The sequence below is a fragment of the Paenibacillus sp. J22R98 genome (assembly GCF_059383835.1).
This window is the reverse complement of record NZ_JBXENW010000009.1, coordinates 93,952-110,667: the sequence shown is the minus strand read 5'-3', so window position 1 is coordinate 110,667 and position 16,716 is coordinate 93,952. Positions and strand designations below refer to the sequence as shown.

The window sequence follows — 16,716 nt, the reverse complement described above, 5'->3', positions numbered from 1 at the left end:
GGAGATAGGCTAGTATAGAATTTCAAAACATACTGCACTCGAGAGGATCAGTGTACGTTATGAGTATATTCAGGCTACAAAGTGTCGAGTTGGTACAGATGCCTATAACGAAATGTAGAACATGCGACTGCAATCTAGTAGCACGTAAACTGGAAGTCTTATATACTTCGCTCCAAAGAATGGGACATAGTTCTTATTTGGTGACAGACGTGTGGTATTGTAAGTCATGTGATAAGGGATATACCTTGTCCTTATTTCAGAAAATAGTCGATGGAAAAAATCATAGCTGGTTGATCCAAGAAAATAAGCAGGTAGAAAGAAAGAACGTGCTGCCTAAAGTGCAACAGAAACCTTCTGTGAAAGCTATACGGCTCGAATTTATCGATAGTATATTGCATGATCATGCCGATACTTGTAGTAACTGTTCTGTTATTCTGGTTAAGTGCAATATTGAACTCAAGTTTGCGAAAGGCAATAGCGCTAATTATGTCCCATGCACTGCCTTACAATGTACTTCTTGCCGTAAGTGGATGCTTCGAAGAAGTCATTATAACTCACTACTGACTAATTTCCAGCCATATGAAATAAGGGTATTAAATACTGTGACAAAGACTTCTTCGATAGAACAATCAGGTCATAGAAAAAATTCTGTAAAAGCTAATAATTCTGTTCAAGCTAATTATCGAAAGAATCAGAAGCAGAAGGCCGTAAATACGAATAGTCAGTTTAATCAATATGGTGTTTTCAAACATTCACCAACAAATAAAAAGGGTTATTTTGAAGAGTAGTACAGAATATTCGATCGTCTTAAAAGAACTGCCCCCTAAAAGAGGGAGTTCTTTTTTTGTTATTTCCCAGTTATTAACTCACCGGTATATGGTTCATTCCGGACTCATAGAATGAATAGATGAAAAGCAAAGGGAGTGATTGGTATGGAAGAAAAGCTTAAACGATTCTATGAGTTAAAGCAAAAACAGAAACAAATGGAACAAGAATTGGAAGGGCTAAGGGAAGATATTATTTCTTCTTGCACCTTACAGGGGGCTGATGTAGTTAGTTTAGGTGAATATCAAGCAAGACTTATTAACCAAGAGAGAAGAGAGTACGACACAGCCAAAGTACTTGAAGCGCTACCTGAACCTGCAATTTGGAAACTTATTACGAAAGCTGATGCTAATAAAATATCTAGTATGCTAAAGCTTGGGGTTATATCGGATGCCGCTCTAGAGGGAACCTTTGAAAATAAAACGATTCAAACTCTTCAGGTTAAAAAAATATAGCCGTGAGAAGGTGATCGTAGATGATAACGTCAATATTAATATTGAATATTCTCATACTTCTCGTTATACCGGTACTTTTTCTAAGAAGACAGAAAGATAATTCGTCGTCTGAATTGCGGTTAGAACTAGAGAGAACTCGGGATGATCTGAAGAAGTTTATGATGGATCAATCTTCACAGGGAAGGTTAGAAGCAGGTAATACCGCAAAAATGAATCGCGAGGAAATAGCCAATTCGTTCAAAACGATGAATCAGGCGCTAGTAACCAATATCAGTGAAATGTCATCTCAGCAGAAAAATCTACTCGATAGCTTCTCCAAGCGTCTTACAGATTTAACTTTGTTGAATGAGAATAAACTTGAGAGTATAAGAAGCACAGTTGAAGAGAAACTGCTTCTTCTTCAAGAGGATAATAACAAGAAACTTGAGCAGATGAGAGCAACTGTTGACGAGAAATTACATGCAACATTGGAGCAACGATTAGGAGAATCTTTCAAACTCGTTAGTGAACGTCTAGAGCTTGTACATACAGGCCTCGGTGAAATGAAGAGCTTGGCAAATGGAGTCGGTGATCTCAGAAGAGTACTGACCAATGTGAAAACTAGAGGGACTTTAGGTGAGATTCAGCTTGAGAACTTATTAGAGCAAATTCTTACGACTGAGCAATATGAAAAAAATGCCGTGACCAAGAAAGGTAGCAATAACAGAGTAGAATTTGCGATAAGGATACCTGATAAGAATAGCGAGGATTCCATAATACGTCTACCAATTGACTCCAAATTCCCAATTGAAGATTATCAACGACTGTTGGAAGCGCTTGATGAAAATAATAACGAAGCAGCGAGCGAGCATGCGAAGCTTCTTGAGGCACGGATTAAAGGTGAAGCAAAGTCAATCAAGGAGAAATACATTGACCCACCATATACAACTGATTTTGCAATTATGTTTCTGCCGATTGAGGGGTTGTTTGCGGAAGTTCTGCGCAAGCCTGGACTTTGGGAGTCCATTCAGAGAGAATATCGCGTTATTATAGCAGGGCCAACAACACTAACGGCTGTCCTGAATAGCCTGTATCTAGGATTCCAGACCTTAGCAATCCAAAAACGATCTAGTGAAGTTTGGCAGCTGCTTGGTGCAGTAAAAACAGAGTTTGGGAAGTTTGGAGATGTGCTTGAAAAAACACAAAAGAAACTCCAAGAAGCAAGCAATACGATCGATGCAGCCTCAAAAAGTACGAGAGCCATTGAACGCAAGTTGAGGGATGTACAAGAGCTGCCATCAGCAGATGCGAATAAAATTCTAATTGAAGTCGGTGTAGAATAGAAGATCTTAATAGAAGAACGCGAGGAGGACTGCTCCTCGCGTCTTTTCTGTGAGCAAAACTACATAACCGACTCAAACAACCCCGCCAATTTACTAAACGGTGAATAACCATCATAGTTACTCTCTATATAGACGAGCTTAGAAGCAAAAAGCGGCTCATCAGCTACATTGTTCTGCTCAAGTTGTAACTGTGCGAACATCCTTGCAAATATCTTCGCTGTATTGAAGGCGTCATCCAACGCGTTATGTTGTTTGCCGAAGAAGGGGATTTCAAGATGATTAAGAGCCTTCTTGAGCCCCCAGCGCTGACCATGATTGTCTCCTTGCAAACGAGTGAATAGAAGCTGAATATCGTTGTAGTTCTGAAACCACGTAAGATCTATTCTCTGACTTCTGCACTGTTTCACGATCTGATGCTTGTCATCTGGCCCCCAGGAACACAGATAGTATGTGTTGACACCCAGCCACTCACGGAATGTTGAAACAGCCTCATGAAAATATGGGGCCGTATCCACATTCTGCTGTGTAATACCCGTAAACTCTTTGGTGAGCTTAGTGAGTGGAGCTATGCTAATCGGCCGAACATAGGTGTGAAACAGATCGACCATAGTCAGCATTCCATCGGAATCGGTAAGTCTAATCGCTCCGATTTCTAGAATATCAGCAAGGTACTGCTTTTCTTTCAGAACGGTAAACTCCATGTCGAACACGATGTAATCCATGGTACTCCCTCCGATTCAGATAGGCTGCTATAAGAATAGCCTAACGTTACGACAGTAAGCTGCCATGGAACATACGTTTGTAACCGTCGCATATACAAATGATTGCTCCACAAACACACGTTCCATGACAAGTTATTGTCATGCTTACCCAGTAATATGTGGATAGTTCAAGTATATGTGTGATGGAGGGATCCTATGGAAAGTAATAAGAGGCACCCGATTAAACTGGACATTAGAACAGTCATCAATCAACTTGGTCTGCACAATCCGGAGTTATTGAAGTTTCAATCAGAGCTAGAAAAGCATCAGAGGAATAAGGCTGGGGAGAAGGAAGACAAGCTCTCTGATACGAAATAATTTCAGCTTAGCGTAATGACCATAAATGGATCATTTCTTGAAAAAGAAGGAAGTTATCGATCTTTGTCGAATGGTATCCTCATAGTTTTTTTGGACTAAGGAGAGGTCACATGATCGACAAAGTCATTCGTTTGTTTAATATTATTAACGCCATACAAGCTAATCCAGGCATTTCTGCGGCTGACCTAGCACTTAAATGTGATGTGAATATTCGCACCATTTATAGGGACCTGGATGACCTTAGTCATATTGCTCCGGTTACAAATGAGGGTAGAGGTACTGGGTACCGCTTTATGGGCAGATTTTTTTTATACCCACTTAACTTTTCTGAGCAGGAAGCGCTAGTATTTTCTCTGCTCCCATCCGTATTGGATCATGACAAGCTGCCCCCAGGATTTCAAACGGCCTACGATAAAGTAATGGGAACGCATCTGAAAGAAAAATCCCGGCAGAATAACTTGATTGAAGACATTACTGGCATTATACAAATGGGCACTCCGGCTTATCGTAAAGAAAGCCCTAATTTCCTTCAACCTATTATTCAGGCAATACTCGATCAACGTACAATTCATACGATATATCATACCCAGTCTCGGAATGAGACTACAGAGCGGAAGATTGACCCATATTACCTCGTTCCGAGGGACCAAAGATTTTATCTCATTGGCTACTGTCATTTGAAGCAGGGGATTCGAACGTTTCGCATTAGCAGATTTCAGCAGGTTGAACTAACTTCTGATCCTTTCGATAAAGGCGATTTCAATATCAAGAAGCATCTAAAGAACACATGGTCTATTGATCAAGGGGACAAGAATATTACATTTAAAGTCCGGTTCAGTGCAGTAGTTGCCAGATACATCAAAGAGGAAGAGCTATTCGTGCATCCCCGCATGAAAGACCATAAAGACGGCAGTATGACATTCGAAGTAACCGTCAATAACGAGAAAGAATTCATGCGATGGATTCTGCAGTATGGACCTGAGGCGGAAATTCTTGAGCCTAAATCAGCAAGAGAATCAATCAAGAAACAACTGGATGATTGGGTGAAGTTATATAATAAATAATCATTGGATAGAGAAGGCCTGATTATGAGGTCTTCTCTTTTTTGTCGAACAAATATTCGCTGACGCCTAGTTGTCGTTATGAAATTGCATAATCAACTCATAAAGAAGCTAGGGAGGAAATCAAATTGAGACAATCCGTACGATACAGCTACACATGGAGCCAGCCATATCTGCCGCTCGGCGGTGCTGAGAAAGTGTATCTTCTGCTTGAAGCCAAAGGCAGCATGCCGGAAAGATCGGAGCGGGCGCCTATAAATCTATCGCTCGTCCTTGACCGGAGTGGATCCATGCAAGGAGAGCCACTCGCCTATAGCAAGAAAGCATGTCAATTCGTTATTGATCAGATGGAGAGCGGCGATACGCTAAGTCTGGTTGCATTCGATGATGAGGTTAACACAGTTTTCGTTCCTGCAAAGGTGCTTCACAAAGACCTGCTCAAGAAGAAGATCGAGGCGATTTCTCCCGGAGGAACGACAAACCTAAGCGGGGGACTGCTTCAAGGTGCGCAGTATGTACGTAAAAATGCAAAGGACGGTATTGTTAATCGAGTTATCCTCTTGTCGGATGGCCATGCAAATCGAGGCGTTACCGATAAGGATAAGTTGGCTTCTATTGCGGCGGAATATCGTTCTTCCGGAGTAGGTATTACGGCAATGGGAGTGGGGGACGGTTTTGATGAAGAGCTGATGGAGACAATTGCAGAGCATGGCGGTGGGAACTTCTATTATATCGATAAGCCGGACAATATTGCTGCCATCTTCGAGAAGGAGCTTCAAGGCTTACTCTCGGTTGTCGCCCAAAATATGAAGCTAACACTGCAGACAAGCAATTTGACCCGTATCACGGGGATCTATGGTTATAAGCTAGAGGAGCAATATGGAGAATATACGATTCATGCCGGTGATCTGTATCATGAGGAAATTAAGACCGTTCTTGTTGAATTAACCTTAGCCCCTCACACGAAAGGTACACACCCTATTTTGTTAATGGATTGGGAATACATTGATGTTACAGAGGGAGCAGTTGCTTGCACATACAGCTGCGAGGTGAACGCGGAGTTTACGAATGATATTCATTCGCTTAGCCAACCTGGTGACCCAAATGTGATGCAGCAAGTCCAGTTGACGCAAACGGCTAAGGTAATAGAAGCAGCAATGGAGAGTATGGATCGCGGGGACCTGGAAGGTGGCCAGCAGATGCTCAAGCAGCAGGCTGATCAGATGCTTGCAATGTCTGTGCAGCTCGCTGCACCTATTTTGGCTACGGAGTCGGAGAAACTCTACAGCAAGCTGGAGGACTTCAACTATTCCAGTCGTACGCGCAAAGAGCTGCATGATCAAAAGTACCGTCAAATGAAGCGTAGATTGTAAGTTTGAGCAGACGAATTAGAGCATCAGCCATCAGTTGGAAGATGCTCTTCTTCATGTTTAGAGTGATTGGAACGTACATTCGCTGACAGCTATTTGTCTGTAATCGTTGATAGGTTAGGTTTATCTTGAAGAATAGGTAAAAACAAGGATATCGTTCGACAATCTCGAATTATGTAGATAGTCCTTTAGAAGGATAAGAACACTTATGAATGATTGCAACTAAAGGCGGTGTAAGGCGAATGAGTCAGTCATGGATTATGGAACTGTACCGATTGTGCAACGAAAATCCTTTCCGAAGAAAAATCGTTATGGCGGATCGTTATGAGCAAGGTGAACAGTGGTTGAACCGGTTATGCAGAGAATATGGCCCTATTATGAATACTGAGGTCGAAACGATTAAATCGTTTGTCTTGAAACATACGAAACCTGAGTTGGCCAAACGTGGTCTTACTTTACTTAGTAACGAACAAACCTTCTGGCTTGTGAACAACGTTATGATGGATATTGCACAGCAGCATGCACAATATGTCCCGCTTGAGATGCTAACGCCGGGCATCGTGCATAGCTTCCATCATGCCGTTTTGGAGCTGAGGGAAGCGGGACTAACGTCAGTCGACCTAACCATAGATAAGTTTGAAAATGTGCAAAAAGGCATGTATATGACGGACCTCTTGAAGGCTTACGAGGAACGATTAAGCGAGAAGAGACTTACTGATTTTGCCGGGTTGCTGTCGTGTTTGCCGGAGAAGAGCAGAAAGAATGATGATCTTGTTATTATCAGGGACAAGGAATTGTATTCTTTCGTTGAGCGCGAAATGTTGGTTCGTATAGCAGGCTCGATACTTCATGTTCTGAAAGATGCAGCAATGTTTCCAGAGTCCATTCTTACCGGGCAGGAGCCGCGAATGTTCCAAGCAGCGGGGAAAATGGCCGAAATTCGGGAAGTACTCCGAAGAATCAGCGGTGAAAGTATTCCATTCGACCGAGTTGAAGTGGTTCTCTCCGATTATCCGAACTATGGGCCTGCGATATATACGATAACTCAAGCTTTAGACATTCCTTGTACGATGTCCCAAGGGGTTCCTGTTACATTCACTCAGGCGGGGAAGGCAGCGCAAGCCTATTTGGAATGGTTGGCATCTAACTTTAACATAGATCACCTCTTGAATGGGCTGCGGCATGGATTTATCTCGTTCCGGCATGATGATGAACCGATGATATCTACTCAATCGCTTATTCGGACTTTGGAGCAGAGCGGCATAGGCTGGGGCATAGAGCGTTATGAATTGCTTAGTATGGCTGCTGCAGAAGACAGCGATGAGGCCGCCAGTTTATTGAATGATATTTTTAGCAGCCTCTTCGATGATTTGCCGAGCGAAGAAACATGGGGGCCGTTAGAAGTACTCCGGGCGCTGGTTCAATTCTTGAAGAGATGTACAAAGGTGACGAGTGAGGAAGATGCATGGGTGATCTCGGTTTTACAGGATCAAGAGGATCGTCTGGCGGTTGTTACTCCTCAATCGGTAAGTAAAGAGTCTTCGGTGCGTTACGTGAAGGATATCGTATCCGGCATTCGTGTACGGAACGCAGGTCCTAAGAGTGGGCATCTTTATATCTCATCTTTGCGAGATGGTGGAGAATCCGGGCGGTCCCACTCCTTTATTGTCGGAATGAATGAGGATGCTTGGTCCGTTCAGACGAGTCAGGACCCGGTTCTGCTCGATAAGGAAAGGACAAAGCTAGGTCGGTTACTGACCTCGACTCAGCTTGCGAGTCAGAATGTGCAGGCAAGAAAGGCACGTTTAGGTAAAATCAGCGGATCTGTGACGCTAAGCTTCAGTGTCTATAATCCTGTTGATCAGAAGATGGAGAACGCAGCATTTGAACTGCTTCAGGTATGTCGGGCAGTTTCAAGCCAGCCCCATATGGATTTCTCGGCAATGAATGGTTATCTTGGTGCTCCGATTGGTTATGTAACCGTCAGTGATCAAGAGAAAACGCCTGCCTTAGATAGTTCTGATCGCTGGTTGAGAAGGCTGACAGATGATGAGCACAGATTAAAGGATGGTCGTGATACGTTGCTCAAGTCTTATTCCTTCGCAGCGAAATCGCATCATGCTGCCCTGCAAGTAGCGAATCCTGCGCTATCAGGGCATGATGGGTTACTTAATACGAGTACTTTTGCAATCCGTTACAGAGGTGGAAGCGCCGATACCTTCTTGAGTGTTACTCAGCTCGAGCGATATGCGGAGTGCCCGAGGAAGTTTTTCTACTCGTCAATATTGAAGGTTCGAGAGAAAGATACGGCTGTATTCAATCGTACGCAATGGCTGGATGCAGCGGACCGTGGAAGCTTGCTGCATGAAATCTTTTATCTCTATCTGAAGGAAGCGGTCTCTTTGACTAATGATGGATTCCCTCGTCATGATCGAGATCGTTTGTTTGCCATTACAGAGCAGACTCTTCAGGATTTTAAAGTGAAGATTCCGCCTCCGAGCCCGCATATCTTTCAGAAAGAAGCGGATGCAATTCGGCTAGATGTGGCCGTCTTCTATAAGGTGGAGCAGGCGAGACGAACAAAGCCGAAGTATTTTGAATTAGAGCTGGCGGAAGGGGGAGAGCCTCTGCAAGTCATGCTTGAAAATGGGCTCGTTATCCGATTGAAAGGCTTCGTGGACCGGGTTGATGAGGTCCGCCCACATGAATATAAAATCTTTGATTACAAAACAGGACGACCAAGCAAGTACGATGAGCTCGAATACTTCACTCAAGGAACGCAACTGCAGCATGCACTGTACGCGGAAGCCGTTGAGCAATGGTTAAGGAAGAACGGAATTGATCCGGATGCTAGAGTTACGGAATCTGCCTATTACTTCCCGACGGAACGGGGAAAGGGAGAGGAAGTGTCCCGTATCCAAAACCGGCGAGCGGACTTAGCGAACTTATTAACAAATATGCTAGATTCTATCGAGTCAGGTGTATACGTACCGATTACTGACTCTAAGCGGTGCTCATGGTGTGTATACTCGGAGGTTTGCGGCAGTAATGCGGAACAATCGGCGGAGAAATGGGACATTGAGTGCAATGACACAGTTTTGCATTCAATGAAGGAGGTGACGCGTTATGCATAGAGATCAGGAGGCGCGTGATCGAATTGTTCAGGATCTAGATACTACATTTTTGGTTGAAGCAGGGGCAGGCTCCGGTAAGACAACCTCGCTTGTTGGCCGTATGATTGCTTTGATTGAGACGGGAAAGTCTGTTGTGGAACAGATTGCGGCAATAACGTTCACAAATAAAGCGGCGGATGAGCTGAAGGGTCGGTTCCGACTTGAGCTGGAGAAGCGGCTAGGGGTTGTTGGCGATGAAATTGCTGCTGTCCGACTTCGGCAAGCCTTGCAGTCGATTGATCACTGTTATATCGGTACGATCCATTCCTTCTGTGCCAGACTGCTGCGCGAACGTCCTATTGAGGCAAAACTTGATCCGATGTTTCAGGGAATTGAGGAGCAAGAAGCGGAAGCATTACGCAATCAATGCTGGGATGAGTATCTGCAGCAGTTAAATGAAACAGGTCGTGCGAATGCCATCTTAGAGCTTGAAGCACTGCAGGTATCCGTAGAGGATCTTCGTCATGTGTACAACCGAGTCTCTCAGTATACGGATGTTCATATTGATCTGCAGTTTGTTTCAAGGCCGGATTTTGACCTTATTCGATTGTCCCTGCCACCAATGATCCATGAGGCATTCAAATATTTACCGACCTTCAAACCTGACAAAGGCTGGGATAAGCTGCAGCAGATGATTCGGGACGGTAAACGATTAATTGATATGCATGGATTAGATAATGATATGCGAGTACTTAATTTGGCGCTGTTATTTGAGCGTGAAATAGCGGCAACATTGAATCGCTGGCCAGATAAGGATATGGCTAAGAACTTTAAGACGGCTTTCAGGGATTGGCAAATTAGTGTGCTATTTCCGTTCCTTCGTTCCTGGCGGGAATATCTGTATCCGCATCTTATTTCCTTTGTATTACCAGCAGTCCAATATTACGCTCGAAGGCGAAATGAGCTCAGCTTATTGGATTTTCAGGACTTGTTGATGCGCACGACTTCGCTGCTTCGTGAACATGAAGAGGTGCGTGTTTTCCTCGCCGAGCGTTATACGCGACTATTCGTGGACGAATTCCAAGATACGGATCCTATTCAAGCCGAGCTAATGTTCCTACTGACAGGTGACAATCCGGCAGAATCCAACTGGCGCAAGGTGACTCCGAAACCAGGTGCTTTGTTTGTCGTTGGTGATCCGAAGCAGTCAATCTACCGGTTTCGTAGAGCGGATATTTCAACTTACAATGCGGTAAAAAGCCGAATTGCAGCTTGTGGTGCCGTTCTGCAGCTAAGTTCAAACTTTCGCTCCGTGCATGCCATCGGTCAATTTGTGAACTATGAGTTTAACTCGCGGTTCCCACGCAAGGAGACCGAGTATCAAGCTGCTTTTGTAACGATGGAGACTGTGAGGGCTAACCCAGCCAATCGTCCTGAACTGCAGCATGGCATTCAAACGATTACGATTCCGAAGCTACCGGGAGGTAAGGCAGCTATTGCTGCGGCTGATGCCGATATCGTGACTCGCTATATTGCGTGGGCTTGTAAGGGGAACTTAATGATCCAAGAGCAAGGACCTTCGGGTAGTGTGGTATCAAGGCGTGCGGTTCCGAGAGACTTTCTAATCTTGCACAAGCGAAGAAAGTATCTACACTTATATGCCCAGAAGCTTGAGGAATACGGCATACCAGCTGAAACGGCCGGGAGCTCTACGCGCTATGAAGAAGTCGCTGCATTAGCCGTACTAGCAAAGTGCTTTAATGATCCTGACGATCGTATCGCCCTACTTGCTTCACTGCGGGGCATTTTCTTCGGCGTAAGCGACAATGCTCTCTATCACTATAAAATGGAAGGCCACCCGCTAACCTATACTTTCCTTCCGAATCGTGCAGATGTCTCCGATACAACTATGCCTGTGTTTGAAGCGTTGGAACAGCTCGCTGTATATTGGCGGAAAGTTCGTACGATGCCTGCACTATCTGCGCTACTGCTTATTATTGAGGACCTTGGTTTGCTTCCTCTTGCAGCTATGAGCAGCAGTGGATCGAATCGATCGGGTACACTAGTTAAATTGCTGTACTTGCTGCAAATAGAGGAGAGGGCCGCTTCTAGCTGGTCTGAACTCTGTGCGTATTTAATTCATGTGGTTGAGGCAGCAGTAGAAGGCGAGGACTTATTCGCAGGTCAGCGTAATGCGGTGCGGATTATGAATTTGCATAAAGCAAAAGGGCTGGAAGCGCCGGTAGTTTTCCTTGCATGTCCCTGCGGGGAATCCGATCATGATGCATCGGAGCATGTGGATCGTACGGGTGAAGTTGTTCAGGGTTACTTCAGTATTTCGCGCCAGAGAGGGTATCAGAATGATGTTATTGCGCACCCTCCAGGTTGGGTCGAATTCGCGGAGCGAGAGCGTCTATTCATGAATGCCGAGAAAGAACGGCTGCTGTACGTTGCAGCAACAAGGGCTAAACAACTGCTCGTAATAAGCAGATATCCAGATAAGCCAGCAATTGACCCGTGGGCCGGATTTGAAAGCAGTCTTGAGGATGCTAAGGAGCTTGGGGATGTAAAAGTAGGTGTGATTGTGCCGGAGACCTACAGTATGAAACATGATGTCGTTACGGATGAAGGCAAAAGTCGTCAGAAGCGGGCTGAATTAGCGTTACCGTCATATCGGATTGCATCTGTAACCGAGATTACGAAGAGCAGCGGTATACAGCCTCCCCGGCCTCTGATAGGAAGAGGTATGGCATTTGGCAGTACGGTGCATCGTAGTATCGAGCTTTTAGGAGAGGGGCTCTCATCGGAAGAGCTTGAGCAGTCCATTCAAACGATTGCGGATGAAGAGGGACTTGCGGAGACTTTGATGTCCGATGTATGGACGATGCTCGAAGATGTGAAGCGGCATTCCATCTGGCAGAGAGGATTGGCTGCTCGGAGACGAATTCATGAGCTTCCGTTTCGTACAACAATGGAATTTGCTGCCGATGGTACTCAAATGCCAGAAACAATATTAAAAGGCGTCATCGACTACCTGTTCGAAGAGGAAGACGGCTGGGTCATAGTAGACTTCAAGACGGATGTCTACGAAAAGGGGCAGCTGGCTCCGTTTGTGGAGTTCTATAAACCGCAGGTAAGCGCATACGCGCAAGAGTTGGAGCGTTCATTCGGGATGCGAGTGAAGGAAGTTGGATTGTGGTTTTTGCATGGGAATGAGTATGTGAAGGTATGAAGAAGGCGCTTCTCCGTTATGGGAAGTACATGAATTTATACGAATGGATGTGTTTGGATGAGATTAGTGAATGAAGCTATTGAGTTCGCTGCCAAAGCCCATGAAATGCAAAAACGAAAAGGAACTGATATCCCCTATTAGCCACCCATATGGGGTGGCTATGCTTCTTATTCATTCGGGTTGCTCAGAAGAGGTAGTGGTTGCAGGTCTTCTTCACGACACCTTAGAGGACACGGAAGTAACCGGGGCGGAGCTGGAGACAAAGTTCGGTAAACGAGTGCTGGAGATCGTCCAAGGTTGCTCCGAACCAGAAAAGAGCGCGAGCTGGGAAGAACGTAAGCAACATACACTGAATGAGCTGAAACAAGCCTCGCTTGAGGTTCGTCGATGGCGTGCGCAGATAAGCTGCATAATTTATTGTCCATTCAGCGCAATCTTGAATCGATGGGAGAAGAAGTATGGACTCGCTTTAAGCGAGGTCGTGAGAGCCAGGAATGGTATTACCGCGGAGTTGTGGTAAGCTTGGGCACAGATGGGGCGTTCCCGCTGCTCGATCAGTTGCGAATTGAAGTTGAACGGGTTTTTAGGGACTGAGTATGAATATTTCGGTTCCTGATAAGAATCATATTATTGAAAACTGAGCTTCTAAAATAATTTTAATTATCGAATATCAAAAGAAAGCAGATTTTGTTTGAAGATCCAACGAACCTGATGAGTCAGGTGTTAATATGAGTCTTAAGGAGGTGTGACAGCTTGATTAATTTAGAGAAGTTGAAAGCTGTCCTCGTACATTATAAAAGGGATTTTATATCTCAGCAGTGGAAAGATGAACGTTATAAATGGGAAGCCGTGAAGCATTTCCAAGACAATTGGGACATCAAAGCTTCTAATTTTACTGAGATGTTGACCAAGGCAACAGATAAAACCTATAACTTGCTCGTTTCCATGAACAACTTTCCAAAAGGTATGATTCAGAATTTTTCGGCTGCAGATCCCGAGGCAGTCAGAGGCATGTTTATCAATCTGTTTGATGAAACAAAGGATTTTGCAGAACGAGTGGAAAAATTTCAGTCCGATTCGGAAATGATGCGGGCAAAATATGATGATGGTTCCTGGAAACAACATTATCAGAATGCAAATTCCATCAGCACGTATTTGTGGCTTCGTTATCCCGACAAGTACTATATTTATAAATACTCAGAGTGCCGTGCTGTTGCAAAGGAACTGAGCAGTGCTTTCGTGCCGAAAAAAGGTGCATCTTCTGCTAATCTGGTGGGTGGATTTAATCTTTATAATGAAATCTGCGAGCAATTAGCTGAGGATAAAGAACTGGTTGATTTACTCCGTTCTGTGATAACAGACAGCTGCTATCCGGACCATTCTTTGAAAACATTGACAATTGATGTGGGATTCTATATCAGCCGGTTTTATTCCAAACAGAATTCAGAGGAAACAGTCGAATGGTTCCCGTATGATTATAGCCCCAATATTTCGACAGAAACTTGGCTTTCCCTACTTGCGGATAAAACCGTGTTCACAACGAATAGTCTTCAAATTATGAAGCGGATTAAAGACCTCGGTGGGATGGCTACTTGCAAACAGCTTTCCACCGAATATGGCGAGACGGCAAATTTCTATAATTCGGGGTCATCCTCTCTTGCAAAAAGAGTTGCTGACGCTACTGGATGTCCTGTGATGACAACAGATACAGAAAACTCAAAGTGGTGGCCAATTTTATATATTGGAAAATATGCCGAAAAAAGCGCGAGCGGCATCTATATCTGGAAATTGCGAGATGAATTGAGTGAAGCATTGGAGAGGGCTGACTTGTCGGAAATTAACTTGTATGCCACTGAATCACCAAGCGCGAATATACAAGGGTACTGGTGGTTGAACGCTAATCCGAATATCTGGAGCTTTTCCGAGATTGAGATTGGCGAAACACAGAGCTATACCCTCTACAATGATAACGGCAATAAACGACGCATCTTCCAAAATTTTTTGGATGCGAAGGCTGGCGACCTAATTATCGGATATGAATCCAACCCGGTAAAACAAGTTGTGGCGATTGCAAAGGTAACAAGGGAAAACGATGGCGAGAATTTCTATTTCGAAAAAGTTGAGGGACTAGAAACACCTATTGATTATGCGACACTAAAGAACAGTCCAGAGCTGGAATCTATGGAATACTTCACTAATCCGCAAGGCAGTCTTTTTAAGCTGACCATGGGTGAATATGAATTTATCACGGACTTAATTCGTGAGGAGAATCCGGTCAATCCGGTCACTCAGAAAGAGACCGTCGAAACATACTCCAAAGAAGCTTTTTTGGAAAAGGTCTATATGACTGGCGAACGTTTCGATACCCTTGTATCATTGCTGAAAAATAAACAGAATCTGATTTTACAAGGTGCTCCAGGCGTGGGCAAGACTTTTGCAGCAAGACGGCTGGCTTATGCAATGATGAAAGAGAAGGATGACAGCCGTATCGAGTTTATCCAGTTCCATCAGAACTATTCCTATGAGGATTTTATAATGGGATACAAACCCGTGGGCGAAGGATTTGAATTGAAAAACGGGGTGTTTTATCGTTTCTGCCAGAAGGCGGCCAATATGCCGGGCAAATCGTTTTTCTTTATCATTGATGAAATCAATCGCGGAAATATGAGTAAAATCTTCGGCGAACTTCTCATGCTAATCGAAAAAGATTACCGTAACACGAAGGCAACGCTAGCTTATAATGGGATGCCTTTTACTGTTCCAAATAACTTATACATAATCGGGATGATGAACACTGCTGACCGCAGCCTTGCCATGATTGATTATGCACTTCGTCGACGATTCAGTTTCTTTGAAATGGAACCGGGATTGAACTCGGACGGCTTTAGGACATATAAGGAGGCATTTGACAATGAGACATTCAATTCACTAATTGAACAAGTCAAAGTGCTGAATAAAGAAATTGCTTCTGACGGTTCTCTTGGAAAGGGCTTCTGCGTCGGTCATAGCTATTTCTGTGGACAGGAAAAATGTACGGATGAATGGATGATGGAAGTTGTTGAATATGATATTATTCCGATGTTGAGCGAGTACTGGTTCGATGAACCAGCTAAGCTGCAGCGCTGGGAAAACAATTTACGTGGTGTCTTTAATGAATAACGATAAGGGAATCCTCATCAAGAATGTTTATTACATGCTCTCCTATGCTTTTCAAACTTTGAAACAGTCAAATTACGATAAACTGTCATCTGAAGAGTTTGAGAATATTCAAGACCTGTTCGCAGCCATCCTTGCCAAGGGAATCGCTCAGCAGTTGAAACAGGGTTTGTACCGAGAATATATGACTGAATGCGATAACCTGTCAGTGATGTGCGGGAAGCTGGAAATCCGCGGGACCATCCATAACAAACTGCAGCGTAAACACAAGCTCTTCTGTGAATTCGATGAACTCTCGGAGAATAATTTGTTCAATCAAATACTTAAAACGACAGCTATCATCCTATTACGGCAATCTACCGTTAGGATCAAACGCAGGACAGCATTGAAAAAAGTGCTGTTATTCTTCGATGGTGTAGATACGATTGAGCCGTCACGCATCAAGTGGAGTATGCTACGGTATCAGCGAAACAACCAGAGCTATAAGATGCTGCTCAATATCTGCTATTTGGTTCTAGACGGTCTATTGCTAGCTACAGAGCAAGGTAAGTTCAAAATGGCTACATTCCTGGATGAGCAGCATATGTCCAAGCTATATGAGAAGTTTGTATTGGAGTATTACCGCTATCATCATCCAGATCTGCGGGCAGCAGCCTCCCAGGTAGCGTGGAAGTTAGATGAAGGCGTAATTGATTTTCTACCGATTATGCAAACAGATATTACACTGCGGTTTGGTGATAAAGTTCTTATCATCGATACCAAGTATTATGCGCGTACTATGCAGGTTCAGTCACAATATGATAGTCGAACACTTCATTCCCATAACCTGTATCAGATATTTACGTATGTTAAAAATCAGGATACGGAGAATACCGGTAATGTAGCAGGTATGTTGCTTTATGCTAAAACGGAGGAAACCATTACTCCAGACTGTTATTTTATGATGAGTGGAAACAAAATTAGTGTAAAAACGCTGGATTTGAATGTTGATTTTAATAACATTGCCGCACAATTGAATAAAATAGCAGAATCGTTACTAACAACTTCTGCTTCGGCATAGAGCCTCGCCAAGTAGTCTATACCGGTCAATGTGGTCCCAATAG

Annotated in this window: 10 protein-coding genes and 1 pseudogene; 10 read left to right on the top strand and 1 reads right to left on the bottom strand. The window is 44.0% G+C overall.

Going from position 1 to position 16,716, the window contains the following annotated elements:
• Positions 1 to 932: 932 nt before the first annotated feature.
• Positions 933 to 1,280 carry a hypothetical protein gene (locus tag AC50Y3_RS22980; RefSeq protein WP_494821058.1) on the top strand — a complete coding sequence of 116 codons (348 nt, stop codon included), beginning with the start codon at positions 933 to 935 and terminating at the stop codon, positions 1,278 to 1,280.
• A gap of 20 nt (positions 1,281 to 1,300) precedes the next feature.
• Positions 1,301 to 2,602, top strand: coding sequence for a DNA recombination protein RmuC (locus AC50Y3_RS22975; RefSeq protein ID WP_494821057.1), 1,302 nt, complete (start codon positions 1,301 to 1,303; stop codon positions 2,600 to 2,602).
• A 59-nt stretch (positions 2,603 to 2,661) separates the two neighbouring features.
• Here the strand turns inward: AC50Y3_RS22975 and AC50Y3_RS22970 are convergent, their stop codons facing one another.
• Entirely contained in the window at positions 2,662 to 3,324 is a 663-nt protein-coding gene (locus AC50Y3_RS22970; RefSeq protein ID WP_494821056.1) for a 3'-5' exonuclease, read from the bottom strand.
• Between the two features lie 467 nt (positions 3,325 to 3,791).
• Between AC50Y3_RS22970 and AC50Y3_RS22965 the strand changes: the two genes are divergently transcribed.
• The 8 genes and pseudogenes from AC50Y3_RS22965 to mcrC all read left to right on the top strand — a co-directional run bounded on the left by AC50Y3_RS22965 (position 3,792) and on the right by mcrC (position 16,673).
• Positions 3,792 to 4,745 carry a helix-turn-helix transcriptional regulator gene (locus AC50Y3_RS22965; RefSeq protein WP_494821055.1) on the top strand — a complete coding sequence of 318 codons (954 nt, stop codon included), beginning with the start codon at positions 3,792 to 3,794 and terminating at the stop codon, positions 4,743 to 4,745.
• Positions 4,746 to 4,870: 125 nt separating this feature from the next.
• Entirely contained in the window at positions 4,871 to 6,115 is a 1,245-nt protein-coding gene (locus AC50Y3_RS22960) for a vWA domain-containing protein (RefSeq protein ID WP_494821054.1), read from the top strand.
• A gap of 239 nt (positions 6,116 to 6,354) precedes the next feature.
• Positions 6,355 to 9,246, top strand: coding sequence for a PD-(D/E)XK nuclease family protein (locus AC50Y3_RS22955; protein WP_494821053.1), 2,892 nt, complete (start codon positions 6,355 to 6,357; stop codon positions 9,244 to 9,246).
• Positions 9,239 to 12,457 carry a UvrD-helicase domain-containing protein gene (locus AC50Y3_RS22950; RefSeq protein WP_494821052.1) on the top strand — a complete coding sequence of 1,073 codons (3,219 nt, stop codon included), beginning with the start codon at positions 9,239 to 9,241 and terminating at the stop codon, positions 12,455 to 12,457. The genes AC50Y3_RS22955 and AC50Y3_RS22950 overlap by 8 nt, the downstream gene beginning before the upstream one ends.
• A 70-nt stretch (positions 12,458 to 12,527) precedes the next feature.
• Positions 12,528 to 12,776 (top strand): annotated as a pseudogene (locus AC50Y3_RS22945) (HD domain-containing protein); the annotation flags it as partial.
• A 68-nt stretch (positions 12,777 to 12,844) separates the two neighbouring features.
• Positions 12,845 to 13,051 carry a hypothetical protein gene (locus AC50Y3_RS22940; RefSeq protein ID WP_494821256.1) on the top strand — a complete coding sequence of 69 codons (207 nt, stop codon included), beginning with the start codon at positions 12,845 to 12,847 and terminating at the stop codon, positions 13,049 to 13,051.
• A gap of 159 nt (positions 13,052 to 13,210) precedes the next feature.
• The gene (locus AC50Y3_RS22935; RefSeq protein ID WP_494821051.1) at positions 13,211 to 15,616 is read left to right on the top strand and encodes an AAA family ATPase; all 2,406 of its coding nucleotides are present in this window, start codon (positions 13,211 to 13,213) and stop codon (positions 15,614 to 15,616) included.
• Positions 15,609 to 16,673, top strand: coding sequence for a 5-methylcytosine-specific restriction endonuclease system specificity protein McrC (mcrC, locus tag AC50Y3_RS22930; protein WP_494821050.1), 1,065 nt, complete (start codon positions 15,609 to 15,611; stop codon positions 16,671 to 16,673). Before AC50Y3_RS22935 ends, mcrC begins: the two co-directional genes overlap by 8 nt.
• Positions 16,674 to 16,716 lie beyond the last annotated feature (43 nt).

Coding starts and splice junctions, on each gene's coding strand:
- AC50Y3_RS22980 (WP_494821058.1), top strand. CDS start 933: ATGGAAGAAAAGCTTAAACGATTCTATGAGTTAAAGCAAAAACAGAAA.
- AC50Y3_RS22975 (WP_494821057.1), top strand. CDS start 1,301: ATGATAACGTCAATATTAATATTGAATATTCTCATACTTCTCGTTATA.
- AC50Y3_RS22970 (WP_494821056.1), bottom strand. CDS start 3,324: ATGGATTACATCGTGTTCGACATGGAGTTTACCGTTCTGAAAGAAAAG.
- AC50Y3_RS22965 (WP_494821055.1), top strand. CDS start 3,792: ATGATCGACAAAGTCATTCGTTTGTTTAATATTATTAACGCCATACAA.
- AC50Y3_RS22955 (WP_494821053.1), top strand. CDS start 6,355: ATGAGTCAGTCATGGATTATGGAACTGTACCGATTGTGCAACGAAAAT.
- AC50Y3_RS22950 (WP_494821052.1), top strand. CDS start 9,239: ATGCATAGAGATCAGGAGGCGCGTGATCGAATTGTTCAGGATCTAGAT.
- AC50Y3_RS22940 (WP_494821256.1), top strand. CDS start 12,845: ATGGCGTGCGCAGATAAGCTGCATAATTTATTGTCCATTCAGCGCAAT.
- mcrC (WP_494821050.1), top strand. CDS start 15,609: ATGAATAACGATAAGGGAATCCTCATCAAGAATGTTTATTACATGCTC.